This is a genomic window from Nanobdella aerobiophila, assembly GCF_023169545.1.
Taxonomy (GTDB): Archaea; Nanobdellota; Nanobdellia; order Nanobdellales; family Nanobdellaceae; genus Nanobdella; species Nanobdella aerobiophila.
In genome coordinates this window covers 617,409-643,566 of record NZ_AP019769.1, presented here as the reverse complement: position 1 = coordinate 643,566, position 26,158 = coordinate 617,409, and the positions used below count along the sequence as shown (strand labels likewise).

24 protein-coding genes and 2 rRNA genes are annotated in these 26,158 nt (G+C 29.5%); 11 read left to right on the top strand and 15 right to left on the bottom strand.

Annotated features, from left to right (window positions below):
- Positions 1 to 476: 476 nt before the first annotated feature.
- Positions 477 to 1,529 (bottom strand): glycosyltransferase, encoded by a 1,053-nt coding sequence (locus MJ2HA_RS03690; RefSeq protein ID WP_258393198.1) that lies wholly within the window; start codon positions 1,527 to 1,529, stop codon positions 477 to 479.
- Between the two features lie 500 nt (positions 1,530 to 2,029).
- Here MJ2HA_RS03690 and MJ2HA_RS03685 point away from each other — a divergent pair, with 500 nt between their 5' ends.
- The 4 genes from MJ2HA_RS03685 to MJ2HA_RS03670 are packed head-to-tail and all read left to right on the top strand — an operon-like array spanning position 2,030 to position 3,975.
- Entirely contained in the window at positions 2,030 to 2,194 is a 165-nt protein-coding gene (locus MJ2HA_RS03685; protein ID WP_258393197.1) for a 50S ribosomal protein L37e, read from the top strand.
- On the top strand, positions 2,188 to 2,946 hold the full coding sequence (locus MJ2HA_RS03680; RefSeq protein ID WP_258393196.1) for a 30S ribosomal protein S5: 759 nt from the start codon (positions 2,188 to 2,190) through the stop codon (positions 2,944 to 2,946). Before MJ2HA_RS03685 ends, MJ2HA_RS03680 begins: the two co-directional genes overlap by 7 nt.
- Before the next feature lies 1 nt (position 2,947).
- Complete coding sequence (locus MJ2HA_RS03675) at positions 2,948 to 3,418, top strand: 50S ribosomal protein L30 (protein WP_258393195.1); 471 nt, start codon at positions 2,948 to 2,950, stop codon at positions 3,416 to 3,418.
- The gene (locus MJ2HA_RS03670; protein WP_258393194.1) at positions 3,418 to 3,975 is read left to right on the top strand and encodes a 50S ribosomal protein L16; all 558 of its coding nucleotides are present in this window, start codon (positions 3,418 to 3,420) and stop codon (positions 3,973 to 3,975) included. Before MJ2HA_RS03675 ends, MJ2HA_RS03670 begins: the two co-directional genes overlap by 1 nt.
- Here the strand turns inward: MJ2HA_RS03670 and MJ2HA_RS03665 are convergent.
- Together MJ2HA_RS03665 and MJ2HA_RS03660 are read right to left on the bottom strand one after the other, a co-directional pair.
- Complete coding sequence (locus tag MJ2HA_RS03665) at positions 3,965 to 4,933, bottom strand: vWA domain-containing protein (protein WP_258393193.1); 969 nt, start codon at positions 4,931 to 4,933, stop codon at positions 3,965 to 3,967. The two genes, MJ2HA_RS03670 and MJ2HA_RS03665, sit on opposite strands and share 11 nt — an antisense overlap.
- Before the next feature lie 79 nt (positions 4,934 to 5,012).
- Complete coding sequence (locus tag MJ2HA_RS03660) at positions 5,013 to 6,056, bottom strand: ATP-binding protein (RefSeq protein ID WP_258393192.1); 1,044 nt, start codon at positions 6,054 to 6,056, stop codon at positions 5,013 to 5,015.
- Positions 6,057 to 6,096: 40 nt separating this feature from the next.
- Between MJ2HA_RS03660 and MJ2HA_RS03655 the strand changes: the two genes are divergently transcribed.
- The gene (locus MJ2HA_RS03655) at positions 6,097 to 6,783 is read left to right on the top strand and encodes an HAD family hydrolase (RefSeq protein WP_258393191.1); all 687 of its coding nucleotides are present in this window, start codon (positions 6,097 to 6,099) and stop codon (positions 6,781 to 6,783) included.
- On the opposite strand, the gene MJ2HA_RS03900 is transcribed toward MJ2HA_RS03655, so the two are convergent.
- From MJ2HA_RS03900 to MJ2HA_RS03625, 6 genes are all read right to left on the bottom strand, one after another.
- Positions 6,727 to 6,948: a TIGR00304 family membrane protein gene (locus MJ2HA_RS03900; protein WP_258393190.1), complete on the bottom strand. Its 222-nt coding sequence runs from the start codon at positions 6,946 to 6,948 to the stop codon at positions 6,727 to 6,729. The two genes, MJ2HA_RS03655 and MJ2HA_RS03900, sit on opposite strands and share 57 nt — an antisense overlap.
- On the bottom strand, positions 6,945 to 7,211 hold the full coding sequence (locus tag MJ2HA_RS03645) for a diphthamide synthesis protein (protein ID WP_258393189.1): 267 nt from the start codon (positions 7,209 to 7,211) through the stop codon (positions 6,945 to 6,947). Before MJ2HA_RS03645 ends, MJ2HA_RS03900 begins: the two co-directional genes overlap by 4 nt.
- Positions 7,202 to 7,960: a MinD/ParA family ATP-binding protein gene (locus MJ2HA_RS03640; protein WP_258393188.1), complete on the bottom strand. Its 759-nt coding sequence runs from the start codon at positions 7,958 to 7,960 to the stop codon at positions 7,202 to 7,204. The genes MJ2HA_RS03645 and MJ2HA_RS03640 overlap by 10 nt, the downstream gene beginning before the upstream one ends.
- On the bottom strand, positions 7,960 to 8,409 hold the full coding sequence (locus MJ2HA_RS03635; RefSeq protein ID WP_258393187.1) for a hypothetical protein: 450 nt from the start codon (positions 8,407 to 8,409) through the stop codon (positions 7,960 to 7,962). The genes MJ2HA_RS03640 and MJ2HA_RS03635 overlap by 1 nt, the downstream gene beginning before the upstream one ends.
- Positions 8,394 to 8,558 carry a hypothetical protein gene (locus MJ2HA_RS03630; RefSeq protein ID WP_258393186.1) on the bottom strand — a complete coding sequence of 55 codons (165 nt, stop codon included), beginning with the start codon at positions 8,556 to 8,558 and terminating at the stop codon, positions 8,394 to 8,396. The genes MJ2HA_RS03635 and MJ2HA_RS03630 overlap by 16 nt, the downstream gene beginning before the upstream one ends.
- A 259-nt stretch (positions 8,559 to 8,817) precedes the next feature.
- Complete coding sequence (locus MJ2HA_RS03625; protein WP_258393185.1) at positions 8,818 to 10,491, bottom strand: aminoacyl--tRNA ligase-related protein; 1,674 nt, start codon at positions 10,489 to 10,491, stop codon at positions 8,818 to 8,820.
- Between the two features lie 124 nt (positions 10,492 to 10,615).
- On the opposite strand from MJ2HA_RS03625, the gene MJ2HA_RS03620 reads away from it, so the two are divergent.
- Positions 10,616 to 13,535, top strand: a 23S ribosomal RNA gene (locus tag MJ2HA_RS03620).
- A 22-nt stretch (positions 13,536 to 13,557) separates the two neighbouring features.
- On the opposite strand, the gene MJ2HA_RS03615 is transcribed toward MJ2HA_RS03620, so the two are convergent.
- Entirely contained in the window at positions 13,558 to 15,051 is a 1,494-nt protein-coding gene (locus MJ2HA_RS03615; protein ID WP_258393184.1) for a type II/IV secretion system ATPase subunit, read from the bottom strand.
- A 44-nt stretch (positions 15,052 to 15,095) separates the two neighbouring features.
- Between MJ2HA_RS03615 and MJ2HA_RS03610 the strand changes: the two genes are divergently transcribed.
- The 3 genes from MJ2HA_RS03610 to MJ2HA_RS03600 are packed head-to-tail and all read left to right on the top strand — an operon-like array spanning position 15,096 to position 18,837.
- A complete protein-coding gene (locus MJ2HA_RS03610; protein WP_258393183.1) occupies positions 15,096 to 16,475 on the top strand; it encodes a type II secretion system F family protein in 1,380 nt (459 codons plus the stop codon).
- Positions 16,472 to 17,290: a type II secretion system F family protein gene (locus MJ2HA_RS03605; RefSeq protein ID WP_258393182.1), complete on the top strand. Its 819-nt coding sequence runs from the start codon at positions 16,472 to 16,474 to the stop codon at positions 17,288 to 17,290. Before MJ2HA_RS03610 ends, MJ2HA_RS03605 begins: the two co-directional genes overlap by 4 nt.
- A gap of 50 nt (positions 17,291 to 17,340) precedes the next feature.
- Positions 17,341 to 18,837 (top strand): cytochrome b N-terminal domain-containing protein, encoded by a 1,497-nt coding sequence (locus MJ2HA_RS03600; RefSeq protein ID WP_258393181.1) that lies wholly within the window; start codon positions 17,341 to 17,343, stop codon positions 18,835 to 18,837.
- Between the two features lie 2 nt (positions 18,838 to 18,839).
- On the opposite strand, the gene MJ2HA_RS03595 is transcribed toward MJ2HA_RS03600, so the two are convergent.
- The 5 genes from MJ2HA_RS03595 to MJ2HA_RS03575 all read right to left on the bottom strand — a co-directional run bounded on the left by MJ2HA_RS03595 (position 18,840) and on the right by MJ2HA_RS03575 (position 23,837).
- Positions 18,840 to 19,250 carry a ribosomal protein S19 family protein gene (locus MJ2HA_RS03595; RefSeq protein ID WP_258393180.1) on the bottom strand — a complete coding sequence of 137 codons (411 nt, stop codon included), beginning with the start codon at positions 19,248 to 19,250 and terminating at the stop codon, positions 18,840 to 18,842.
- 23 nt (positions 19,251 to 19,273) lie between these two features.
- On the bottom strand, positions 19,274 to 19,774 hold the full coding sequence (locus tag MJ2HA_RS03590) for a hypothetical protein (RefSeq protein WP_258393179.1): 501 nt from the start codon (positions 19,772 to 19,774) through the stop codon (positions 19,274 to 19,276).
- Positions 19,771 to 20,979 (bottom strand): tRNA guanosine(15) transglycosylase TgtA, encoded by a 1,209-nt coding sequence (tgtA, locus tag MJ2HA_RS03585; protein WP_258393178.1) that lies wholly within the window; start codon positions 20,977 to 20,979, stop codon positions 19,771 to 19,773. Before tgtA ends, MJ2HA_RS03590 begins: the two co-directional genes overlap by 4 nt.
- A 44-nt stretch (positions 20,980 to 21,023) precedes the next feature.
- Positions 21,024 to 22,512 (bottom strand): 16S ribosomal RNA (locus MJ2HA_RS03580).
- A 347-nt stretch (positions 22,513 to 22,859) separates the two neighbouring features.
- Positions 22,860 to 23,837, bottom strand: coding sequence for a hypothetical protein (locus tag MJ2HA_RS03575; RefSeq protein WP_258393177.1), 978 nt, complete (start codon positions 23,835 to 23,837; stop codon positions 22,860 to 22,862).
- Between the two features lie 33 nt (positions 23,838 to 23,870).
- Here MJ2HA_RS03575 and MJ2HA_RS03570 point away from each other — a divergent pair, with 33 nt between their 5' ends.
- Entirely contained in the window at positions 23,871 to 24,392 is a 522-nt protein-coding gene (locus MJ2HA_RS03570; protein WP_258393176.1) for an HIT family protein, read from the top strand.
- Between the two features lie 22 nt (positions 24,393 to 24,414).
- Positions 24,415 to 26,142 (top strand): nucleotidyltransferase domain-containing protein, encoded by a 1,728-nt coding sequence (locus MJ2HA_RS03565; RefSeq protein ID WP_258393175.1) that lies wholly within the window; start codon positions 24,415 to 24,417, stop codon positions 26,140 to 26,142.
- Positions 26,143 to 26,158 lie beyond the last annotated feature (16 nt).

The window sequence follows — 26,158 nt, the reverse complement described above, 5'->3', positions numbered from 1 at the left end:
AAATATAAATATTAAAATGTAATTATAGATTGATAAATACATTATGAAGCCTATTAATATTATATAGGATATTATGCTCATTATGGACCTTAAGGATCTGGTCGTATAATTATAAATTTTAATAACGATTAAATCTTCGTCCATTATTTTTTACAATACTTACAAATATTTAAGTTAACTATGACCTTATGTAAAAAATATTTTTTGTGATTATAGTGTATGCGGGACTTGTATGGGTTTTTAAAATCATGTAAGGGCTTGTCAGAACTATTGAATCTTTATAAATAAGGATCTTTAGCAGATGAATAAAGCATTCAAAACAATAACAATCTATCTAGTAAAAGATCTGTAAATAGGATAGATAATAGCTTATTTAGAGAATGACTATGATATGATAGTATTAGTATATCATTTTCAAATAACTCTAATGATATTGCAATTTATATTATACTTCAGAGGTCATATGGAGATATTGTTCATGAAATCCGATATACATAATTTTTTGTATAAAACCAATTTATTATTGCAGCAATAATTATTCCTATTAATTGTGATATTATATAATTTATGCCGAATATATAATAAAATCCTAAAGCTATTAAATATTGTACAGGTTTTGATATAATACTTCTACCTCCTACAAATTCAATAAATCTTTTCCAGAATTTTTTATATTTCCTCTCTTCTCTAAATACCCAAATGTCATTAAAAATGAATACCCATATTATTGAAATAAAAATTGCTAAAAATGAAGATAAATAAAATGGTAAAAAATTGTATAATAAATATAGAGAACCTAAATTAATAAAAATACCTGATATACCAACCAAATTAAATTTAATAAATTGTTCCCAGGAAAATAATTTTAATACCTGTTTTAAATATCCAAATATTATTTTTTTACCTAATTTTGATTTTCCATATTTTCTTTCTTTAAATATATAAGGAATTTCTAAAATTTTCTCAGGCTTTATTTTTACCAAAATATCTAATAATACTTTATACTCATGAGGATCCGTTACATTAAAATCATTTAATAATTCTTTTCTAATAATAAAATAACCTGACATTGTATCTTTTATTTTTTTTGTTTCAGGTAATAATAAATGAGAAATAAATATAGCACCTTTTGATATTATTTTTCTTATTATATTCCAATTTTCAACAGATCCGCCTTTTATATATCTTGATGCAATTACTAGATCGTAATCTTTTATATTATTATATAATTCAATTAATAATTCTGGAGGATGTTGTAAATCTGCATCCATTAAAACTATATATTTACCTTTAGATATCTTTAATCCATCAATAAATGCAGATCCCAATCCTTTTTTACTCCCTCTTTCAATTAAAATTACATTATTATTTTTATATTTGTTTATTTCATCAATAGTTCCATCTTTTGATCCATCATCAATAAAAATAATTTCATAAGGAATATTCTTTAATGTATTTTCTATCCTTTCAATTAATTCTTTGATATTATTTTTTTCATTTAAAGTAGGTATTATAATAGATATATTCATTTTAATATTTTTGATAATTTTTTACTTTGCTAGTCATTAAACTTATAACAATCGTGCCTTCTAATATGGATAATAATTCTATTATAGATGAAAATATATCTATGTATTTGTTAAAAGAATAATATAAGATTAATAATATTATAGCTAATAATAAAGAAATAATAAATATGTAAATATAAAAATTAGATATATAATCCGAAAATTTTGAAATATATTTTAAGTTATATCGAAATTTTCCGTTATTATTTATATATATTAGTATAATAATTGCCATTATTGGTAGGCAAATACTATAAATCATATAAAAACTCATGTTATTAATATAAAGTTCAATCAAAACGCCAATCGTTACCAGAAGTTCTATAAATGGATATAAGTTTATATTATATGATGTACTTTTATTTTTTTCCATAAAAATTTTATAATAAAAAGATTCATAATTATACTGAAAATTTATCTTTCAATATCTTTTATAAAACTTATTATATATATCATGATAAATGACTACGACTGGTGGCGTAAATAAAAAGAATCATGTTATATGTAGAAGATGTGGGAGAATGACATATAATCCAGATAAGGGATACTGTTCACATTGTGGTTTCGGGAGGACTAGTAAATTAAGGGCATATTCATGGAGTTATAAATTAGATAGAAAATGGTAGATAATGATATATTAGAAAAAGCTGAAGAAAAAGAAAATGAAACATTAAAAAAGATAGATAATACGAATAATGACTTAGATTCTTGGAATCCAAAAACCAAATTAGGAAAATTGGTTAAGGAAGGAAAAATAACATCAATAGAACAGGTATTTTCTCAAGGATACAAGATATTAGAGCCAGAGGTTGTGGATATATTGTTACCAAATCTAAAATATAATTATATAAAATTATCATTGTCAAGGGGAAAATATAGGAGACCAAAATTGGTAAAAATGGTTCAAAGGAAGACTGCCGAGGGTAATAAGACATCTTGGGTCTCTATCGCGGCAGTCGGAAATGAAAATGGGTATATAGGTGTTGGAGTTGGAAAATCTTGGGATGTTCAATTATCCATGGAGAAAGCATTGAGGATTGCAAAATTAAACATAATTCCAATTGCCAGGGGATGCGGTTCTTGGGAATGTTCTTGTAGGACACCGCATTCTTTGCCCTATAGGGTAGATGGAAGTTCAGGTTCTGTTAGAGTAACATTATTGCCAGCTCCAAAAGGTATCGGTCTTGTCGCCTCTGAAGAAATGAAGAAAATATTAAAGCTTGCAGGTATAAGAGATCTATGGATGAAATCATTTGGTCAGACAAGAAAGAGGATTAATTTTGCTGTAGCTACATATAATGCACTAAAGAAGACTCTAGATTATAGAATAAGGCCAGAATATAAAGAGATATCGGGAATAAAGATAGGATTTGCATAAAATGGAGAAGATCATAGTTATAAGAATTAGAGGAACAAATAAAGCGAAAAAAGAGATAAAGGATACATTGTATTTACTAAGGTTGAGAAGAAATAACTATGCAGTTATACTTGATAAGACAGATTCTATAGTAAATATGGTAAGAAAAGTAGAACCCTGGGTAGCATGGGGGGAAATAGATAGAGATACATTAAAAGAATTGTTATTGAATAGAGGGAGAATAAAAGGAAATAAAAAATTGACAGAAGATTATATAAAGGATAAGTTAAAAATGAGTTTTGATGAATTTGTTGAAAAATTATACAATTCAGAGATAAATATGAATGATATACAAGATATAAAACCATTCTTTAGACTGGTTCCACCAAAAGGAGGCTATAAAAGGAAGGGAATAAAGTTCGATTATAAACATGGTGGCGCTTATGGTTATTATGGCAAAGATATAAATATATTGTTGAAAAGAATGTTATAATGGCAAAAAGGCCTTGGAGAATATTTAAAGAAATTGAAAGACCATATACAAGATTTTCATATAGTAAGAAGCATAATAAAATACCAGGATCTCCAGTATCAAAATTAAGAATGAATATAATGGGATTGAAGAGTGTACCAATAGACCAATGGAAATATGCAGGGCACATAATTTCTATAGAAACAATACAATTATCTGATTATGCTTTAGAATCTGTTAGAACAAATTTAACAAAATATCTAGAAGAAGAAGTAAAAGAATTCTTATTTATTGTAAGAAAATATCCGCATCATGTGGTAAGAGAGCATTCATTAGTATATGGTGCAGGTGCGGACAGGATTTCACAAGGAATGAGACTATCTTTTGGAAAACCATATACTAGAGCAGCCCAAATACATTATAAAGATATTGTATTATCTATATATTTCAATAAACTAGAATTTATGAAAAATATAGACTTTTATTTGGAGGTAGCTAAGAAAAAATTATCTGGAAAATATAAGAAATATTTGGGAGAAAATATAGCTGAAAAAGACATATTAAAGTCTATAATTTAGACAATTCATATTCTATAAGAACTAATTTTTTCAAGTCTTCTATATTTTTAGTTATAAATAATCTTCCATTTCCATATTTAGTTATAAGTTTTGCTATCCTCTCTCCCTCCTGATTTAATCCTATACCAATTATTGATATATATGCTTTATTACTTATTATCTTTGTAATTTCTAATGTTCTATCAATAGGTTTTTCTCCATATGTAGGCAATGCATCAGTAATGATTATTATATGTGAAAAACTATCTATATCATTATATACTTCATATAGTGTGGAGGCGATGTCTGTGCTACCATTAGGAACAAGCTTTAATATATCTATAATATTTTCTATTTTATTTATATTATAATATTTCTTTATTGATTTATCGTTAAATAATATTAGATCGACGGCGTTATTATCTATCAATATTTTTTCTATCAATACAATTAGTGCCTTTTTAGCTTCATATATCTTTTTTCCTATCATGCTTCCAGATATATCTAGCAATATTATATATTTACCGCCCTTATTTTCTCTTTTCTTTTCTACAATAAATTTTATATCTCTATTTTTAATATATTCTCTTATAGTATTTTTAATATCAATTTCGTTATATTTATCACCTATGCCAAAGTTTTTTCCGAATAGATATTCATCTTTTCCTATATTATTAGAATAAAATTTTCCATACTCAAATATTCCAGATATTTCTTTTTCTATATCGCCAATTATCTCTTTTGCATATAATCTTAAACTTTGTTCAGATAATTGTCCGTCTTCTTTTAAATACCCTTCTCTTATCATTATATTTTTTATGTTCTCCAGTGAATTCTTTAGTTCTTTTTCAAATCTTTCATTTTTATCGTCTCTTATCCTCTTTTCGTCTATGTTTATAATCTTTGATATAAATTTAGAATATCTTTTTCTATTATCATAATACTTATTTATATCGAATATACTATTTCCATCTCTCAATATATCTTCTACAATATCTTTTATATTATCATTTATCCTGCTTTTTTCCTTAAAGCTTTCTCCAGGTCTATTTATATTATTATCTACTCCGAAATCCTTTTCCTATATTGAATGAGGACCATTTATTTTTTATGTATCCTTCTTCATTATCTTCTATTTTGTATGCAGGTTTTAATCTAATCCTATGCGGCAGTACAGATAATATAGCTTCGAATATATGTTGTATTTCTACCTTATCTTTTTTATCTAATATTGCCAATGATTGAGCTTTCTCATATATACCGATGCTAGATCTTGGAGATGGTTTTTTATCTAATTTATCATCATTTCTTAATTCAAATATAAAATTTAGATATAGATCGATTAAATTTTCTGGAAAATCTATATTTAAATTCTTTCCATATTTTAATATTATCTTTTTTTCTTCTTCTATATTTTTTGGATAATTTAAATTTATTATATCGAATCTATCTAATAACACATCGGATATTTTTTCTGTACCATAATAATTTTCTGGATTCATAGTGGCAATAAATATTATATCCATTGGAATCTGAAATTCATATGCACCTATCGTTATCTTTTTCTCTTCTAATAGTTCTAATAATAAATTTTGAACTTTTGGTGGAGCCCTATTTATCTCATCAAAAAATAATATACCATGTTGGGCCCTAAATATCTTACCTGGTATAAAGGATTCTATGGAATGTATTCCATATTTTAAAGCTTTTGAAGGATCTATATCTCCAATTAAGTCCTCTACAGATATATCATAAGAACCTTGAATTCTGATAAATCTATCATTTCCGTGGAGTTTTATGAATGGTCCCTCTTCCCACTTCTTTCTATACTCTTCAGGGACAAAAGGAAATTCTGGATACGCCCAAAATGGTATATTAGCTGGAAAATCTATATCTGGTAATAATAAAGATAGATTCTTTGCTATTGTTGTCTTACCTGTACCTGGAGGACCAATAATTAATATATTTCTTCCAGACAATATAGATGATAATATTTGTCTTTTTGAATTTTCTTGTCCAATTATATTATTTAAAGGATCTTTTCCTGTATTTATATAATCTTTTATTATTCGTTCTTTTAATATATTTCTTATATCTTCCATTCTATATAAATTTATAGTTTTTACTTAAAATATTATTCTCATGATAATATATAATCTAAAGGCGGTAATTATAGATCTTGATGGTACATTAATAAATAGTTTAAAGGTATATGATGAGGTACATAAAATTGTCTTAGAAAGATATAATATTATCACAGAAAAGGGATTTGATACCTTTGGAGCTTCTCCAAGAGAATTGATATCAAATATATTGAATAAATATAATATAAATGCATCAGTAGATGATATATTGAGAGAATCAGAAGATCTTATTATATCCAAATATATTGATAAAATTCATTTTAATCCAGGTGCAAAGAATTTATTAAATTATCTAAAAGATAAAAAGTTAAAAATAGGGGTAGTTACATCAAATACCAGAAGGTTGGCAGTAGAGGTATTAAAAAATCTTGGTATAATAAACCTTTTTGATATCATAATAACTGGAGATGATGTAAAGGAACCGAAACCAGAACCTGATTGTTATATTAAGGCAATAAATCTATTAAATATAGTACCAAATTCAGTTTTAGCTATAGAGGACTCTATATATGGCATAATATCGGCAAAAAGGGCAGGTATTAATGTAGTCGGAATAGCTAGTGGAGTAAATAAGAAAAGTGAATTATCCTCGGCAGGTGCTACATTAGTATTTAAAAATCTGAAAGAATTATATGATTATCTTGTAAAAGAGGAAAATAATTACAATAATTATAATAATAATTAATAGAATTATAGATAAGTCTATAGAGTTAGTAAATATAATTGGTATAGGTCCTATTAGTATTATACCACTATATTTTATATTAGATTGTTTCAAAGAATATAATATTATTAATGAAAAACCAATTAATATAAATAATATACCTAAAAATAATATATACTTATTCATAGCTTTAATTTATAAAATTTTGAATGTCCAAAATGTATAATTAGATCAAAACCGAACTTATCCATATATATTGGAATATCACAGCCACCGAAATCTGTTCCGAACCAAATAAATAGCTCTTTATCTTTAAATTTCTCTTTTAATCTATTGTATATTATATTTGAATATGGTTTTAACCCGTCTGGTAATTGTAATAATATTTTTTTATATTTATTCTCTTTGATTAGATTTTCTATATTATCTAGATCAAGATCTATCTCCATCTAAATATATTTTTTAGAACATTTAAAATATTTTTAGTTTCTTCAAAATCTTTTCCTGTAATCTTTTCAGCAATTTTTATTATATCTATAGACGCTATACTATTAATATTATAATCTATTAAAGTCATACCATTTTCTATAGATTTATCTACATTATCATCATAATGTATTATTCCATATATGTTTTTTCCTAAGAACCTTTCAATTTTTATATAATTTATTTTCCTTTTTACCTTGTTTATTATAATGCCTTTAATATTCGTATTTAGATTATTAGCAACTTTTATAACTCTATAGGCATCTACTAATGATGATTTTTCATAATTAGTAATTATGAATAGTTCTTCTCCAATTTTTAATGCTTCTAAAGACTCCCTTCCAATTCCTGCAGCAGAATCTATTATTATAAAGTCATAATCATTATATAGTTCTAAAGTAATTTTGTGAAGTCTTTCAAAAGATATAAATGAAATATCATTTATATCTAAGCTACCTGGTAATATATAGAAATTTTCTTTAAACTTAATTATACATTTATTTATATCATCTATTTCATTTCTTAAATATTTATGTAAATTGTTTTCTAAATGTCCAAGATTTAGATTTATTGATACATTTGGAGTTGTTAAATTTAGGTCGACCAATAAAACCCTATAATCTAATTTTGATAATGCTCTAGATAAGTTTATTGAAAAGAAGGTTTTTCCTACACCACCTTTTCCAGAAGATATGGTAATTATCTTAGCCATTAAATATATTTTACTATTAAATTTGAAAATTTCCTTATATTTTCTATAATATCCTTAATATCCTTAATAGTTAATTTATTCTCAGTTTCGTAGCCTTTACATACTATTATCATAGTTTTTCTATATTCATTTTGTATTGTTATATGAGAATTTAGACAAGTTCTTAGTTTCTTATAATAAATCATAGTATTTTCAATGTCCTTATCATTTATTAGATGAAGAAATAGATTATAGCGCTCTATTGGGGTCTTTGGTATCTCATTTATTTTATTATTCTTATATTCCCGCTCTAGAAATAATTCTATTACATAATCATAATAATCCACAGCCGATTTAATAAAATTTCTTATAGTTTCCAGTCCTTTATTATTCTTTAATGAGACATTATATATATGCAATACTTCCTTTAGTTTTCTATTATATTCTAAATCTTCTACAAGATCCGACATGATATTAAGAAATTAAGAGAATATACTAAAGCCGCTATAATTATAACAAAAATTATTAATTTCTCTCTGTTTAACTTTATCTTTGACTTCTCTTTTCCAAATTTATATAATCCTAAATATGTAAATAATGGTGTTTCTTCATTGGGCATATTTATATATTTGAAAGATAAGAATAAAAAAGGTAGCCGTTGGAAGGTCCGCTTGCCGACAACTACCGAATATCGGAGGGAGAGATCCCTGGCTACATAAAAAGAAATATAGGGTATATTACCGAAAAAGATGAGTAGTTAAGATGAAGAAGCAATTCTTCATCAACTAGGATTGGTAATATATACCTTGAGAAATATGGCCTAGTGGCACAAGGTCTGCCGCTTAGAAAGATATATACTAAAAGCGGCCTACGGCTACCTAATAACTCTTTCCTATATAGACATAATATCTTGCATCATTGTTACAAAATATGCATTTTCCTTCTGCGGTTTCCGGGTTTATGTCTGTTCCTCTAATATCTAGGCTATAGTTTTTCTTAACATTTTCCGCGCAGTCTTCTTTCATGCAAAATGGAGCCTTAAAAACAATATTAGCATTTAGATTATTTTCTATATCTTTTACATTATTTGTCTTGAATATTTTATTATTTAAGTAGTTTTTTGCCCTTTCAATTATCTTATTCTCATATATTTCGATTATTTTCTTTATTGTATTTCCTAAATTATCGATATCGGCCTTAAAATCATAATATTTCTCATTATACATTCTTATAGATATAGTTATACTTGCATCTTCTATTTCCCTCTTTCCTATTGTTATTCTTAATGGTACTCCAAGTAACTCATAATTATTAAATTTCCATCCGGGACTCTTAGAATCATCAAAATCTATCTTTACTCTATATTTATCTCTCAATAAATTATATATTTTTATTGAATAATCTATTACCTTATTTTTATCTTCATCAGAATAATATACTGGTATTATAATTATTTGTATAGGGGCTATATCAAATGGAAGTATAAGTCCTTTATTATCTCCATGTATAGATATTAAAGCTGCGAGTGTCCTCATAGATAATCCGAATGAAGTTTGCCATACATATTTCTGTTTTTTTAATTCTACATTATTAAATATAGATTTAATTTTATTTTCTATATCTTTCATTAATTCTTTATTTCCCTCATTTATATCACCATTATTATGCTCTTGAAATTGATACACCAATTTTATTTCATTATTTTCTATATATTTAATTGTAATCTGATTTTTTTCAAAATTAATCAAATATTTATTATTTTTCTGATCATATGCTTCAAGTGTATCTTTATCTATTTTAATAAAAGGATGTTCATCTTCAAAGATTATATCATATGCTCGGGAAAAGTTTCTGCCTAATAAATGTGTAGTTCCTATTTGTAAAAATCTACCATCTGGTAATATAGTTTCCGCAGCATATGTAAAGTCTGCTCCTGCAAATTTATCCCAATCTGGCCTTTTTACCCAAAAATGTGGTATATGTAATCTATTCCAGAATAAATTAGAATATATCTCTTTAGATTTGTTTATCATCAATATAGCATCATCTAGATCTCTATGGGCGGTGTGTGCTTCGTTCCATAATAGTTCTCTGCCCCTTATTAATGGTTTTGTAGCTTTAGTTTCGTATCTGTATACAGTATTCGTCATATATGTTAATAAAGGTAAGTCTCTAAATGATTTTATCCATAATGAAAACATATAATACATTTCAGTTTCTGAAGTTGGTCTTAAAATATATTTTATATCTCTTTCTTCTTCAACCGGTTTTGCAGGTGTTACATAAAAGACCTCATTTTCAAATCCTTTAATATGCTCGCTCTCCTTCTTAAATATATCATATGGTATGAGGTTTGGGAACCAGGATGGGTAAAAACCATTATTGTCTAGTAAGATCTCCAATTCCTTTAATATATATCTTATTATACTATAACCATATTGCTTATATACGGGCATACCCTTTATTGGGAATCTATCATCTATAATATCTGCAGCTCTTACTATATTGTTATACCATTCCGAATAATTCTCTTCTTTATTCATGTTATTCATTATTAAAGTGGCTTTAAGATATATTTTTAAATATTATACTCTTAATATATTAAGTATCGTGATCCTCTTTATTAAATATAAAGAGGTGATCCTGATGCTTAAATGAAGGGTAATGAGAGTAGATTATATAGCTTCAAGAATCCACTCGGTGGATGCATGGGCTCGGGAGCCGAAGAAGGGGGTAGCAAGCTACCAAAATCCCAAGGGAGATGCATGCAATCATCGATCTTGGGGTGCCCGAATGGGATATCCTGCTTTGCATCCCGTAAGGGAGGGGAACACGGGGAAGGGAAGCATCCTAGTACCCGTAGGAAAAGAAAACAAAAGTGATTCCCTTAGTAGGGGCGACCGAAAGGGGAATAGCACAAACTGAATCCTTTGGAGCAATCTAAAGGAGATGTGGGGTTGGGAGATAGAGCTTTTCCTAAATTATTTACCTAGAATTTTGGTGGAAGTCCAGAGCCGCAGAGGGTGACAGCCCCGTATGGGTAATAATTTAGGAAATTTCTATCTTCCAGAGTACTGGCGGTTGAATTTCCGTCAGGAATATGGGAGTTACCAACTCCTAATGCTAAATACTCCCCGAGTCCGATAGCGCAGAGTAGGGCGACCGAAATGTGAAAAGAACTCTTGATAGAGGGTGAAAAGACCCTGAGACCGGGTGGATATTGTCTGGTAAGGCAGGTTACTTATTGTACAATGGAAGATCCGGTAACGGATTTGTACATTGTACAATATTATCCTGTTTTACCGTGAGTTTTGAAGAATTTGCAGAGGAGTTTACCTGAGTGGCGAGGTTAAGGTTATTCCGAAGCCGAAGGGAAACCGAAAGCCCGTAGGATTCCGAGGGGCGCTGTTCCATAAGAGCAGTAAAGTCACTCAGGTATGACCGGAAACGGGGCGATCTATTCCGAAGCAGGGTGAAGCGGATTACCGTGGAGGCCCGAAAAGCTGGGGATGACCTCTCTTATGACTTCGGAATAGAGGTGAAAAGCCAATCGGGCCCTGTTATGGCCGGTCCCTACCGAAACTGACCTTAGCCAGGCCTCAGATCGGATCCTTACAGTGTAGAGCTACGGATTTTATATGGGATTCCCATATAGAGTCCAACTCCGAAGCTGTAAGGTCCTTTATCTGGGAGCAGGGGATTGCGGGAAATCCGCAATTCCGAGACGGGAACAACCGAGACTAAGGTTAAGGCCCCAAAATGCCAGCTAATAGATTTAGAAGGAGTCTATTTCCTAAGACACCAGGGATGTGGGCCCAATAGTGGCTATCATCTAAGGAGTGTGTAACAACTCACCTGGCGAGGAGATAGGCTCCGCAAACGGACGGGTCTAAGTTGGCTGCCGAGACCTTAGTCCGCTGGACATTGTCCGGCGTGAGGTAGGTGGGCGTCTCAATGGCCTAGAAGGGTTTCTGAAAGGAAACCTGGAGCCGTTGAGAATGAAGATCTCTGCGGTAGTAAGAATGAGATAGGTGAGAATCCTATTGGCCGAAGGGGGAAAGGTTTCCCAAGCTATGAAGATCAGCTTGGGGTTAGTCGATCCTAATCCGATTCCCGAGAGGGATTCGGAGAAAGGGAAAGAGGTTAATATTCCTCTACCGTTCGGATAGATGCGGTGACGCAACTTCTTTTTCCGACCTAGAGGGCTAGGCAGATATGAGGGTAGAGTAAAATCTACCTATCATACTAAGGGAGATAAAGCTGGGGAGTATCGTCATGATGAGAACCAGCTTAAATCCTGACGGGCCGAAAGGTTCTGCCGAGGCCTTCTAGCAATGAAAAGGAAAAAGATGCGATTCCGAACGATCGTACCGCAATCCAGTATTGGTCCTCTGGGTGAACAGCCTAAGGCCGTGAGGTTAAACCAGTCCAGGGAACTCGGCAAAATGGTCCCGTAACTTTGGGATAAGGGATGCCTGCGGTACATAGTACTGCAGGTCGCAGTTACAAGGGCGGGCGGACTGTTTATTAAAGACATAGCTCCCAGCTAGTCCGAAAGGATGTGTACTGGGGGTGACGTCTGCTCAGTGTCGGTATCTGAACCTCCCGTTCAAGGGAGCTAAGGACCGGTAAACGGCGGGGGTAACTCTGACCCTCTTAAGGTAGCGTAATGCCTTGCCGGTTAATTGCCGGCTTTGCGAACGACGTAACTAGTCCGCCACTGTCCCGGGCTGGTACCTCCTGAAAAGCCATCCTGGTGAGAAAGCCAGGGACTTCCGATGGGTAAAAAAGACCCCGTGAAGCTTAACTGTAGCTTGCTGTTGCCTTGAAAGATTTGGTGTGTAGTGTAGTGGGGAGCTATGAATTCTTGCCGCTAGGTAAGAAAGATGCGACGATGAAACACCCACCTCCAAATCTTTTAAGGCTGACCCGAAAGGGAACATCAGCAGGTGGACAGTTTGGCTGGGGCGGCACCTTGCCGAAAAGATATCGGCAGGGTCCATATGGTTAGCTCAAGCGGGTTAGAAATCCGCTGTAGAGGACAAGGCCAAAAGCTAGCCTGGCTGTATCCTGACCATCAAGGGATACAGGAGGGAAACCTGGGCCTAGCGAACCCCATACTCCCTTTGGTGGGGGTATGGGCTGGCGAAAAAGCTACTCCGGGGGTAACAGCGCCGTCGCGGGCGAGAGCCCCTATTGACCCCGCGGTTTGCGACATCGATGTCGTCTCTCTCCATCCTGGTGGTGCAGAAGCCGCCAAGGGTGGGGGTGCCCACCCATTAAAGGAGATCGTGAGATGGGTTTAGAGCGCCGCGAGGCAGCTCGGTTATAACTGTCGGAAGTGTCGGCTGTCTGAGGGAAAGGTCCACCTAGTACGAAAGGAACGGTGGATCGGGGTCTCTAGTTTACGGGTTGTCCGAAAAGGGCAGGCCCGGTAGCCACACCCTGAAGGATAAGCCCTGAAAGCATCTAAGGGTGAAGCCTTCCTTGAAAATAGACAGCCATTAAGGGCTCGGATAGAAGATCCGTTAAGATAGCAGTGTAAGCTCCGTAAAGGAGTTCAGCTGACTATCTGAATATCCCGTGAAGCTATATAATCTACTCGAACCCTAATAATTTTATTTTATTTTATAGTAATTTAGTATATAATCTTTATTATAATAATAAGTTTGTATTATTTTTGAAAATGTTTGAAAATCTGAAATATTTAGTTCTGATAGCCTTCTTAATAACTTTATTCTTCTTTTATATTCTTTATATAATTTATCATATTCGATACCATAGTCTCTTTCAATTATCTTTAGTAAATATTTTCTTGGATTTTCTAAATATTCTTTTTTAAATGGGTTCCATATATAAGCTTTATTAAATCTATTATATTTTATTATTTCATCTATTTCTTTTACTCTTCTAATATTTATTCCATTTAAATTATCGTGTTGCATTATAATCACTATATTTAATAGCTCTATTAGTGATTTAGATAAATTTATAGGTGGTGATATAAGCCTTTGTACTAAGGATCTAGAACTTTCTGCATGCATTGTAGATAAAGCAGCATGACCGGATGCCATGCCCTGAAACATTACATAAGCTTCTTCTCCTCTTACTTCTCCGACAATTACATAGTCAGGTCTTTGTCTGAATGACATCCTTAATAAATCATACATATCTATTTCCTTATTTCTATCAGAAGAATATCTTGATATAGATGGAATCCAATTATCATGATACAATCTTATTTCTCTTGTATCTTCTATAGAAATTATTCTTGCCTGCGGTGGTATAAACATAGATATTGCATTCAACATTGTAGTTTTTCCAGATGCAGTACCACCTATGACAATCATATTTTTCTTATATTCTATAGCTAGCCATAGATATGCTAAAATTTCTGGACTTATCGTACCAAGTCTAATTAGTTCTATTGGTGTCCATGGATTTTCTCTAAATTTTCTTACAGTAAATGTTGGACCATTTGTAGTGATATCTTGAGAATATGTTGCATTGATTCTAGAACCATCTGGTAAAGTAGCATCTAATAATGGTTCTGCATAAGATATATGTTTTCCAGATCTTAAAGCGAATTTTTCAATTATATCTCTTACATCTTTATCTGATAATATTATATTTGTTTTTAAATTTCCAAAATATCTATGTGCTATAAATATTGGTAAATTAGAGCCAGAACATTCTATATCTTCTATAAATATATCCCTCATTAATGGTTCTATACTATTATATCCGTATAGATCTCTATAAATATAATAAAATATTTTATCATAAGATTCTTGATTTAATTTTATACCTAGATCGTTTAGTACAAATTTATATAATCTTTCTAAATATGACATTATTTGATTAAAATCATTTATTTCAGATAGCTTTACGAATAATAATCTTTTTATATAATATACTATATTTTCATAAACTGATCTTTCACTTTCTGATAATTTTGGCTCTATGATTTCATATATTATATCTAGTTTATTTTGATCAAAATATATATGAGCATAAGAAAATGGTTCTATAATTGGATATATTATATTTGTTTGAATCTTATCCTTTGGGAGTTCTAATTTAATATTATCTACGAATCTCATATTAACCATGATTTTAAAATTAATATATTTCTAAATATATAAAATATTTTATCATGATAAATAAAGAGATATTGGTAGAACTTGATAATTATATTGAAAAGATAAAAAGGGAGATAAATAGACTTGAAATTATAATAAAAGAGATAAGGAAAAGCAAGAAATGGAAAAAGCATTTCTATCATATGTATGATAAAGGATACCTAGATCAAAAAGAATATAATAGATTAAATAATAAGATAAATGAAAAAATCAAATTATTGAATAATAGAAAATATAAGATATTATATAATTTATTAGAATACTTAAATGAAGCTAATAAGATGATATCTTTTTTAAAAACTATGGAACAAAAAACGGAAGATGAAAATACGAAGATAGAGCAATATTACAATCAATACACTAATTTCCAGAATAAAATAGACCAATATTTTCCTAAAATATTCAAAAATAACCGTATATACTTAGACAAAAAATATTTTGAAGCCCAAGATGTATTATTTAAAAAGAATAAAAAAGAAAAGAAAGAAAAGATAAAACTGAAAATATACAGAAAGACAGAAAATGTAGATTATTTCAATGAATTAAAATTATTGATATTTGATATATCATTTAAAATATTTGGAAAACTATCAAGTTATATATTGGATAGGAATCATAGATTATATTATAGATTAAAATCATATATGAGTCAAACATATTATAATATATCTCCAGAAGCTTTTGTATCATTTTTTATATTCATAATATTCATAATATTTATATCTTTATTATTAATTACAATATATCTTGAGAATATAATATTTTTCTTCTATGGGCTATTTTTCATATTTGTAATAACAATAATACCATATTATTATTTAGAATATAGGAAAAATAGTATAAAACATGATATAGATAGAAATCTACCATTTGTAATTATACATATGGCTTCTTTGGCAGAGGCAGGAATAGAACCAAAAGAAATATTTAAATTGATAGCAGAAACCGAAGAATATAGATATCTATCTAAGGAGATCGGTAAGATAATAGAAAGGATAAATATTGGAGAAAGCCTGACTGATGCACTAAAGTCTGTTGCTGAAGAGACACCATCAAAAGAATTAAAAGACTTTTTAGAAGAATTTATATTAACAATAAGGTCTGGGAGAAAAATATCAGAATTTCTAATGTTATATTCTACCCAGGAAATGATAAGATATAATAATCTATTGAAAAAAGAGGGGCAGGCTGCAAAGACCTTTTCAGATTTATATGTAGGTATGGTATTAACATTACCGATGATAATACTATCTATTGGAGTGATGTTAATGTCAATAATACAGCAAACATATAACACAAATATATCTGGATTATTAGACCTAATGGTTTATGTAGGGCTACCATTGATAAATATAGGCTTTATAGTTGCATTTAGTAAAATATCTTCAGAATGAGATTTGAGATAATTACTATAATATTAATTATAGGATTAATATTAATGTTTGGTCTTTTATTGGACTTTAATATATCCAAAGCCATAATTACAGGCGTAGTTTTTGGTATATTTCCATATCTAATATATCAAGAAATTAATAATAGGATAGAAATGCAAAAAGAGGAGCAATTCATTAGATTTTCATTAGATTTAATGGATTTGTTAAAATCAGGATTATCATTGCCATTATCTTTGAAACAATTAGAAAATAATGATTATGGTGTAATAAATGAATTATTAAAAAATCTATCAGCAAGAATAGATTGGGGTATAAGTATAGAAGACTCTTTAATGGAGTTTGGAGAAGAAAGTAATAATTCAACAATAAGAAGAACAATAAAGTCTTTAATAGATATATATAAAAGCGGTGGAAATTTAGAAAAAGGCCTGGAAGCTGTTATAAATAGTTTAGTAGAGGTTAGAAAAATAAAAGAATCTAAAAGAGCAGAAATGCACGAAAATATAATAGATTCATATCTAGTATTCATGTTTTTCTTAGGTATAATATTTACATTTCAAGTATTTTTGTTACCTTTTTTATCAATAAGTTTGCCGGGTCAGACGAGTACTATAAATACAAATTATATAACAAATTTAATGTATAATTTATCTATAATACAGGGTATATTTGCTGGCTTGGCTATGGGAAAAATGTATAATGATTCTTATAGAGCAGGAGCAAAGTATATATTGATATTTTTAATAGCTACATTAATATTATTTGATATAATAATTCCTATAACTCCAAAAGGATCTTTTTTGATAAATATATAACGGTGTAATAATCTTTTTATCTTATAAAATTTTTGTTTATACTATTTTTTATGAGATCGAATTTCGTAAAAGATATTATAAATAAAAATCAGACTTTAAAAGATTTAAAAGAAATATTTGAGTCTTTTTATATAGAAAATTTGCCAGAATATGGAAATTCATTCTTCTTTCAAACAGGAATCTTTATGGTTGTTGCATTAATTATTTTAATAATAACTGGTGTAATAATGGTTATATTTGGTCCATTTTGGTGGAATTTTACATGGTGGGGTGTATTAATATCTCAAATACATTTCTGGGCTGCAGAAATTTTTATGACTCTAATGATAATCCATGGTATTACAATGTATTTTACAGGAGCTCATTTAAGAAGAAAGGATATGTGGGTTTTAGGTGTGGTAATATTTTTTGTTGCTTCTATTCAATATGCCTTTGGATTAGGATTAAATTATAATATAGTTGCTCAATATAATGATAAGAGTGGTGCTGGATTATGGAACTCTTTTTATTTATATTTTATAAATCCTGAAAATTACGGTGCTTTGTATGGTTGGCATATTGCAGTTGTTCCTATTATATTAACATTATTAATTGGTATACATATATTATTAGAAACTAAGAGGGGAATTTCAAATATAGATAAAAAATATGTTAAATACAATATTGTGAAAGCAGATCATAAGAAATTGTTTATTAGAGCGGGTTTAATAGGAGGATTAATAATCGCTCTTGGAGTTATTCTAGGACCTTTATGGTATTATCCGCAAATAGAGCAATTAAATATACAATATGCAGCAAAGAATTATCCAAATTTATTAGCAGTTACTTTAATTCAAGAATATAATTATACATCTGGAACTGCAACATATTCAAAATTTTCTCCTCTAGGATATTATAATCCTTATAATTTATCTACAAATCCTTATGAAATTAATACTAGATATGTTTATGTAGAGTATCCTTATAATATTCTTGTAAATTCATTAAATGAAACTAATTATTTATCTATATTCCAATCAGAAAACTATACATTGCAAGAAGAACAAATAAATTCAGCATATACATATTTTGAGGACAATGGCAATATTTATTCTGCTTTAAACTCCAATAATTATTTTGAAAAAGTAATCGCATCTTTAGTTTTGATGGGGAGAACAGGATTATATGATGATATATTATTAAGTGAGTCTCCTTATAATTCTCCTCTAGATTATACATATACAGATAGATTACTTGCAGATATGTCTCTAATACATAATATAGAAGGTTCAGAGTATAAGTTACATGAGTATTATTTTGGTATGATTAAATTTAATGTGGAAGAATATCAAATAGGCTCCTATTGGTTATTTTATTTAGACGCAATAGAGATAATAGGAGATCATATACCATGGTGGCATACATTATATACAGGTATAGCAGGATTAGGATTCTTCATATTATTAGCATTACTACCATGGATACCTTTCTTAAATACATTGCCATATAGACTAAAATTATATAAGATATTTTTCAATAAATATACAATAAAAAGCCTAAAAAGGTAATTTTACTTTTTAGCTTTCATAAATCTAGAAGATTTAGAAGCACCAATACCTGGATTGGAATGTTGAACTTTCTTTGTTGTAAATACGAATTCTCCCACTCTTCTTCCTATCATATTTTCTTTTATTTCTAATTCTACAAATTCTTTTCCATTATGTACGCCTATTCTTGTTCCTAGCATAAATGGTAATATTATTATTTCTCTTGCGTGTGTTCTAACAGTTTTCTTATATTTACCTTCTTTTTGTAAATAGCATTTTCTGTAAAAGTTCTCCCATTCTACTGGAAAACCCAATTTTAATCTTCTTAATAATGTTCTTCTTACTCTACTATCTGCAACTTTCTCAGCAAATTCTTTAATGGACATATTTCTTAATTCATCAATTTTATATCCTCTTAGCATGAATTCAGACATTATAATAATTTAATGTATAAATTTTATAAATAATATCTTGATAGGTATTCTAAAGTATTTTTAATACCGAATACATATTTTTCTTTTAAAGATACTGTATCATATATAAATTTTAGTATATTTTTATATTTTTCTGTAAAAAATACAGGTTCTAAATTATTTATTTTCGATATATAATATTCAGATATATCATATCCAATATTAAAAATATATTCATTATTTTTTGTAATCAGATATTTATATTTTTCTTCTTTATTGTAATTATATATTAAAAATGATAAGAATACACCTTCTATTGGTAATATAATTATACTATCTTTTTCTAGTATAATATCTTCAATATTATTATATTCTTTTAATATTATTTTATATCCTATATTATGTTTATTATTTAATTTATTTAATATATCTATAGAAAAGTTTTTGGTATTTGATTTTACAGAAATAATGTTAATAGTGTTATTTTTCTTAAATTTTTTCGATTTTCTAATTTCAGATTTTAAATATTTCTCATATATATTCATTTTATATTTTTTAATGAATTAAAAGGATAAACATAATCATATATATATTCTATATCTTTTGGATCTACTCTTTCTTTTAATCTTTCCATTGCTCTTTTTACATCTACTCTTAAATCATTAAAGTCTCCATCATAAAATATCCCAGATCTTTTTCTTATAGGTTCTAAATATTTTAAATAATCATAATATTTTTCAAGAATGAATTTAGTAGCCTTATATATTGAAAAATGTGAATGAGCCTTTATTATTACTAGATCAGTTAAATATTGGTTTTTTATAGCATCTTTTAATGTTTCTATTTCTTTTACTAGCATATATAAATTATGTTCTGCTAAAATACTTGTTAATTCATTATCATTATAATCTTTTAATTCTTCAATATGATAAATATTATTTTTTGTTTCTATATAGAAATTTTTTAATTCATTATATCTAAATGTACCGAAAGGTGTTATAATTCTCCTATCTTTAGCATATAATATATATGATGCAGAGTCGAATATATCTGCGCCTATGTATACTGATAATGGTATTGTTAATGTGTGTCCTAAACCGAATAAATGTACAGGTTTATTAAATGGTAAATAAATTTTTGGTTCAATAATTAGTTCAAATAACTTGTCAAATTTATAATTTATCATAAATGGTACTATAGTTCCTATTGCGAATATATCTACTTCTAATTTTGATACGATTTCAGCAGATTTTTTTCTTAAATCTTTATATATTCCTCCTTGTATAGCTCCATTAATTAATTTATCTTTTTTATTATTTATTCCTTCTTTTATTCTTTCAATAGTTATATTTAATTCATTTTCTGCTTCTTCATGATTTTTATCTATATCCGTAGGTATATCTAATACATTAATTATATCAGAATTTATTTTTAATTGATAATTTATTATATCTATATTGTTTATATTTAATTCTTTTTTATAATGAAGCATCTGATATGATCCTGAGTCTGTTTCTATTATCCCATCAAAATCTAATATTTTATGTATATCGTCATTATATTTATTTTTGTATAAAATATATGCATTAGTGATTAAAGCATTAATATTGTACTTTTTTATCTTTTCTATAGGTAATATCATATTTTTTGGATTTATTACTGGTAATATTAATGGAGTTTCTAATTTTTTATTTTTATATTTTAGTATTCCAATCCTGCCAGCACCATCTTTTGATTTTATTTCGAACATAGAAAAATATTATAAGAAAGAAATTTAGGGATTGTAGTAGAATTTTAACTAGATCCAGCCGCAGGTTCCCCTACGGCTACCTTGTGACGACTTAGCCCCCCTCGCTGCTTTTCGGTTCGACTCATTATTCATGAGCCTCACCGGAAAGTAACTCGGTTGGCTTGACGGGCGGTGAGTGCAAGGGGCAGGGACGTATTCACCGGGGGAATAGTGACCCCCGATTACTAGGGATTCCATCGTCGTGAGGGTGAGTTGCAACCCTCAGTCTGGATTGAGAGTAGGTTTTGGGATTTCCTTCTCCTTTCGGAGTTGGTTCCCGATGTCCTACCCATTGTTGCGCGCGTGTAGCCCGGGAGATTCGGGGCATGCGGACTTGCCGTCGCCCACGCCTTCCTCCAGGTTTCCCTGGCAGTCTCTGCAGTGTCCTATAGGTAAAACTACCTATATAGCAACTGCAGACATGGGTCGCGCTCGTTTCCTGACTTAACAGGATACCTTACGGCACGAGCTGACGGCAGCCATGCACCTCCTCTCAGCGTATCTGGTAAGGTCTTCAGCCTGACCTTCATTTTGCTGTCGCTCCCGGTAAGGTTTCCGGTGTAGAGTCCCATTAAACCGCACACCCCACCCCTTGTGTGCCCCCCCGCCTATTCCTTTAAGTTTCAGCCTTGCGGCCATACTCCCCAGGCGGTAGGCTTAACGGCTTCCCTTTTCCGCTAAATGGACTCAAGGTCCATCCAGCAGATAGCCTACAGAGTTGATAGCTAAGACTACTGGGGTCTCTAATCCCATTTGATACCTTAGCTTTCGGCCCTCACCGTCAGGAGTAGAATAGCTGAGCGCTTTCGCCTCGGGTAGTCTTCCTGGGATTGCTGCATTTCGCCACTCCCCCAGGAATACTCTCAGCTTCTCCTATCCTCTAGGTTAATAGTAACTCCTGCACGCCTGTGATATTAAATCACAGATTTCACAGAAGTCACATTAACCCGGCTACGGCCCCTTTAGGCCCAGTAAATGAGACCAGCGCTCGCAGCAGGGGTATTCCCGTGGCGACTGCCACCCCTTTTGCCCACTGCTTATTCAGAAAGCTTTCTAAACTTTCTAAAAGTCTGGGTAGGACCCAGACACTTCCTCTCCCCCCGTCAGGCTTTTACCCATTGCGGAGGTTTCGCCCCTGGTGCATCCCGTAGGATCTCGGCCCTTGTCTCAGTGCCGATCTGGGGGCTTCCGCTCTCACGGCCCCTACCCGTCCTAGGCTTGACGGGTCATTACCCCGCCAACAACCTGATAGGTCGCCAGCTCCCCCTTAGACGAAGTCCGGAGGGAATATCCGGACCCTTTCGGAAATAGATGAGTTCCACAATCTATTTCCTATAGGAGATTATCCTCAGTTTCCCGAGGTTATCTCCTTTCTAAGGAAGGATTGCTGACGTGTTATTCAGCCGTACGGCAGGATGCCTTACCCGGTATCCTAACCTCCCATGGGTTAGTCGGAGAGGAATAGCGCTGATCCCCCGCAGGATCAACGGGAGTTCGGTGGATCACCACCGTGGGCTTTAACCCAAGAAGTATGACCGCTAATTCCACTACAATTATCCCTTTTTCAGATTATCTCTACATCTTTTATACCTATGTTCAGATTTCCTATATCATTGATCTATAGGACTACACCACATAGGTATTTAGAAAGATTTTATCTTAATATTTAAAAGCTTATTTCCACAACCTTTATAAAGCCCTAAGTCTAGTAACCTTTCTAAGCCTCTTTTCTTCTCTAATTCTCCTTCTTTGCCATTTCCATCTAGATCTTAAATATTTTTTCCATCTTCTTGAACTTCTTTTCATTTATTATGAAGAATATAAGTAAGCTTTTTAAATTATTATATATTTACAATACCATCTACAAAACCCATTAAAAGTCCTAATACTATTAATATAATGCCGACCCACCTTGGTATCTTTCCTCTATAAGAAGAAAAGAACAAAATTAGAATAGATACGTACATAATAGACATTGTAGATATTATAGGTATAACATCGATGTTTGTAAATACTATAGGGTGTATCATTGCTAATATTCCAGTAAAGATTGTAAATTCGCTTATCTCTTCTCCCGTTATTGATGCTATACTAGTATTTAAGTCCTTTTCTTTGAACCAACTCAAATGTCCATATATTATATCGGGTAATGTAAATAATATTATAGCAATTAAAAAGCCGATTAGCGGTATAGAAAAACCAAGATTGGATAAAGTATTTGATATATTATTTAATACATTACCTCCAACATATATTAAAGATACCGCAAGTCCTATCTCTAATGTATAAACCAATGCTTTGAAATAACTATATAAACTATTCTCTTCTTTATATTCAATTTTCTCCTTTTTTGTTCTGTACTTATAAAATATTATTATGGACATTATTATAAATGATAAATACAATATTATACCATCAAAATACGTTATTACCTTAGTAGATAAAAATATTAATTCTAATATATATGATATTGTTATATATACTAGTAAATTTTTATCTATTATCCCTTTATTAAAATTAAATGCCAGTATAAATGTTCCTAATGTTACTGTATAATCTAAGGCTACATTGTATAATTGGAAATAAAAGGCTAGTTTAGCTTTTCCTAGTATATCCACTAATAATCCTGGTAAGAATGATTGTAGAGCAGAGGCAATACCAGCAGTATATACTAATAAATAATATTTTGGCCATGAAGAATAGTATTTAGAATATTTTTCTACATATTTTAATAGTATATTTTCGGAAAGATATATTACAAAAGCGTATAACAATAATGGTATTAGTATTGCTATGAATACATAAAATATAATATTCATAAATTAATAAATAATATATATATTATTAAGTTTATGGACGATTGTATATATTGTAAGATTGCAAATAAAATATTGCCTTCTTATACATTATATGAAGATAATGATATAATAGCAGTACTAGATATATATCCACCTTCGAAAGGATCTGTGTTGGTATTTCCAAAGATGCACCTAGAGGAATTTGAAAATTTGAATGATATTATAAATCAAAAATTATTTACTATAGCAAAATATATTTCATTTATATTGAAAAATAATTTAAAATATGATGGAATGAATTTATTATTATCTTCTGGGAATACAAAGACAAATAGTACGCATATTGTTATACAAATAATTCCTAGATATAAGGAAGATAATATAAATTTCTATTTAAAGAAATATAAAGAAGATCCACAAGGTCTAGAATTATTATCTAGGTATGTAAAGGAAGGGTTGGTTAGTCTAAGTCAACAATATTTGTATAAAGAAGAGAAAAAAGAAGAAAAGAAAGAAGATAAAAAGGAAGATAAGGACTATTCAAGATATGAAATTTGGTTTAAAAAAAGAATATAAGTATAATTTTTAAATATATGGGATGGATTTAAAAGAAAGTATATTGAATGGAGAATATAAGGATAGAATATTGTCTATAGAGGAGATAAAGGAGAAGAAAGAAGATATAATTGAGTTATTAAAAAATTTAATGAGTTATAGTACAGTTATATTTAATGAAGAATCATTAGAGAAATACAAAAAGGAAATAGAATCTTATAAACATTGGATTGTTATATTGTCAGATTTTGATCTAAAACCTGAAGAAAAATTGAAATTAAAGGCAGAATTTAGTGCCAAATATTTAGATTTGATAAAAAGCAATAAATTAGATATTTGGTTGCATATACTGTTAATAGATGATATAAAAAATATATCAATGGATTCAAAGTTTGAATTATTAGATCTATTATCTTTAGGAGATGTATTGTATGACAAAGGATTTTTAGAAATAGTAAAATTAACCGCAGTTCATAAGAGGTTGATATTATATTTATTACAAAAATATGTTGTAGCTTATGTATTGGCAGGGTCGCAAGTAAAGGGAAGAAGTGTAGAATCTTCAGATATTGATGTATATGTCGTAATTGATGATACAGATGTAAAGCAACATACCTTTGAGGAATTAAAGGCGAAATTAATTACAACAATTACAGAAAAGGCAGTAGAATCAAGATTATTGACAGGATCAAAAAAGGTATTACATCCACAAGTATATACATTAACTGAATATTGGCTAGCACTATCAGAATCAAATCCTGTAATTATTACATTTTTAAGGGATGGTATTGCATTATATGATAGGGGTATGTTTATAGCATGGAAACAATTATTATCAAAAGGGATAATAAAGCCATCTAGGGAATCTTCTGATAAATATATAACTTTGGCCGAAAATTCGATTAATGAAGCAAGAAATAAATTAAAAAATACTATAAATAATCTTATAATTGAAGATCTAGCTGTTTCCATGGTTACTGCTGCACAATCTGTTATAATGGATTATGGTATATTACCTCCAGATCCGAAAGAAACTCCGGAATATCTGAGAAAGATATTTGTAGAAAAAAACTTACTAGAGAAAAAATATATAGATGATTTAGAACTTGTATGGAAGATGAGGAAGGATTTCGAACATGGATTAATCTCTGAATATAAATATGAAGATCTAATAAATGTATTTAATATAGCAGAAAAGTTTGTATCTCAGATGAAGAATTTAAAGAATATAATAGATAAAGATAATGAAAAGAAATTAATAGATAATTATATTGCAGAATATGAAAAATTGAAGGAGGAATTTAAATTATTATATAATCAACCATTTATGGATTATGTAAATAATAATATATCTGTAGAATATAATAATATAAAATCTCTAGAAGATAATATAAATAAATTCAAGGATAAAAAATTTGATTTGATAGAAATGGAAAAATTCAAGGAACAAATAATATATTATACACGATTATTGAGGGATATAATAGAAAATAAGAAAGAAGAATTAATTATAAAGTACAAGTATACTCTAATAGATAATAATTTAAACAAGTCATATGATCTATATATAACAAAAGATAAGATATATTTAGTATCCGAAGGTGTAACAGAAATATACAATTATAATGGTGAAAAGACGGGCAGCATAAATGATATAAATTATAGATCCCAAATATTGAATGAGATTAATAATAGTGGTATAGAACATATAGATAATAAGGTTATAGATGTTTTTAATAAAATATTTAAGTTATACTCTATAACCAAATAATTTTTTAATATTTTTG

Coding starts and splice junctions, on each gene's coding strand:
- MJ2HA_RS03670 (WP_258393194.1), top strand. CDS start 3,418: ATGGCAAAAAGGCCTTGGAGAATATTTAAAGAAATTGAAAGACCATAT.
- MJ2HA_RS03900 (WP_258393190.1), bottom strand. CDS start 6,948: ATGAATAAGTATATATTATTTTTAGGTATATTATTTATATTAATTGGT.
- MJ2HA_RS03600 (WP_258393181.1), top strand. CDS start 17,341: ATGAGATCGAATTTCGTAAAAGATATTATAAATAAAAATCAGACTTTA.
- MJ2HA_RS03605 (WP_258393182.1), top strand. CDS start 16,472: ATGAGATTTGAGATAATTACTATAATATTAATTATAGGATTAATATTA.
- MJ2HA_RS03660 (WP_258393192.1), bottom strand. CDS start 6,056: ATGGAAGATATAAGAAATATATTAAAAGAACGAATAATAAAAGATTAT.
- MJ2HA_RS03610 (WP_258393183.1), top strand. CDS start 15,096: ATGATAAATAAAGAGATATTGGTAGAACTTGATAATTATATTGAAAAG.
- MJ2HA_RS03630 (WP_258393186.1), bottom strand. CDS start 8,558: ATGCCCAATGAAGAAACACCATTATTTACATATTTAGGATTATATAAA.
- MJ2HA_RS03645 (WP_258393189.1), bottom strand. CDS start 7,211: ATGGAGATAGATCTTGATCTAGATAATATAGAAAATCTAATCAAAGAG.
- MJ2HA_RS03685 (WP_258393197.1), top strand. CDS start 2,030: ATGACTACGACTGGTGGCGTAAATAAAAAGAATCATGTTATATGTAGA.
- MJ2HA_RS03635 (WP_258393187.1), bottom strand. CDS start 8,409: ATGTCGGATCTTGTAGAAGATTTAGAATATAATAGAAAACTAAAGGAA.
- MJ2HA_RS03565 (WP_258393175.1), top strand. CDS start 24,415: ATGGATTTAAAAGAAAGTATATTGAATGGAGAATATAAGGATAGAATA.
- MJ2HA_RS03595 (WP_258393180.1), bottom strand. CDS start 19,250: ATGTCTGAATTCATGCTAAGAGGATATAAAATTGATGAATTAAGAAAT.
- MJ2HA_RS03690 (WP_258393198.1), bottom strand. CDS start 1,529: ATGAATATATCTATTATAATACCTACTTTAAATGAAAAAAATAATATC.
- MJ2HA_RS03615 (WP_258393184.1), bottom strand. CDS start 15,051: ATGGTTAATATGAGATTCGTAGATAATATTAAATTAGAACTCCCAAAG.
- MJ2HA_RS03625 (WP_258393185.1), bottom strand. CDS start 10,491: ATGAATAACATGAATAAAGAAGAGAATTATTCGGAATGGTATAACAAT.
- MJ2HA_RS03675 (WP_258393195.1), top strand. CDS start 2,948: ATGGAGAAGATCATAGTTATAAGAATTAGAGGAACAAATAAAGCGAAA.
- tgtA (WP_258393178.1), bottom strand. CDS start 20,979: ATGTTCGAAATAAAATCAAAAGATGGTGCTGGCAGGATTGGAATACTA.
- MJ2HA_RS03575 (WP_258393177.1), bottom strand. CDS start 23,837: ATGAATATTATATTTTATGTATTCATAGCAATACTAATACCATTATTG.
- MJ2HA_RS03640 (WP_258393188.1), bottom strand. CDS start 7,960: ATGGCTAAGATAATTACCATATCTTCTGGAAAAGGTGGTGTAGGAAAA.
- MJ2HA_RS03570 (WP_258393176.1), top strand. CDS start 23,871: ATGGACGATTGTATATATTGTAAGATTGCAAATAAAATATTGCCTTCT.
- MJ2HA_RS03590 (WP_258393179.1), bottom strand. CDS start 19,774: ATGAATATATATGAGAAATATTTAAAATCTGAAATTAGAAAATCGAAA.
- MJ2HA_RS03655 (WP_258393191.1), top strand. CDS start 6,097: ATGATAATATATAATCTAAAGGCGGTAATTATAGATCTTGATGGTACA.
- MJ2HA_RS03680 (WP_258393196.1), top strand. CDS start 2,188: ATGGTAGATAATGATATATTAGAAAAAGCTGAAGAAAAAGAAAATGAA.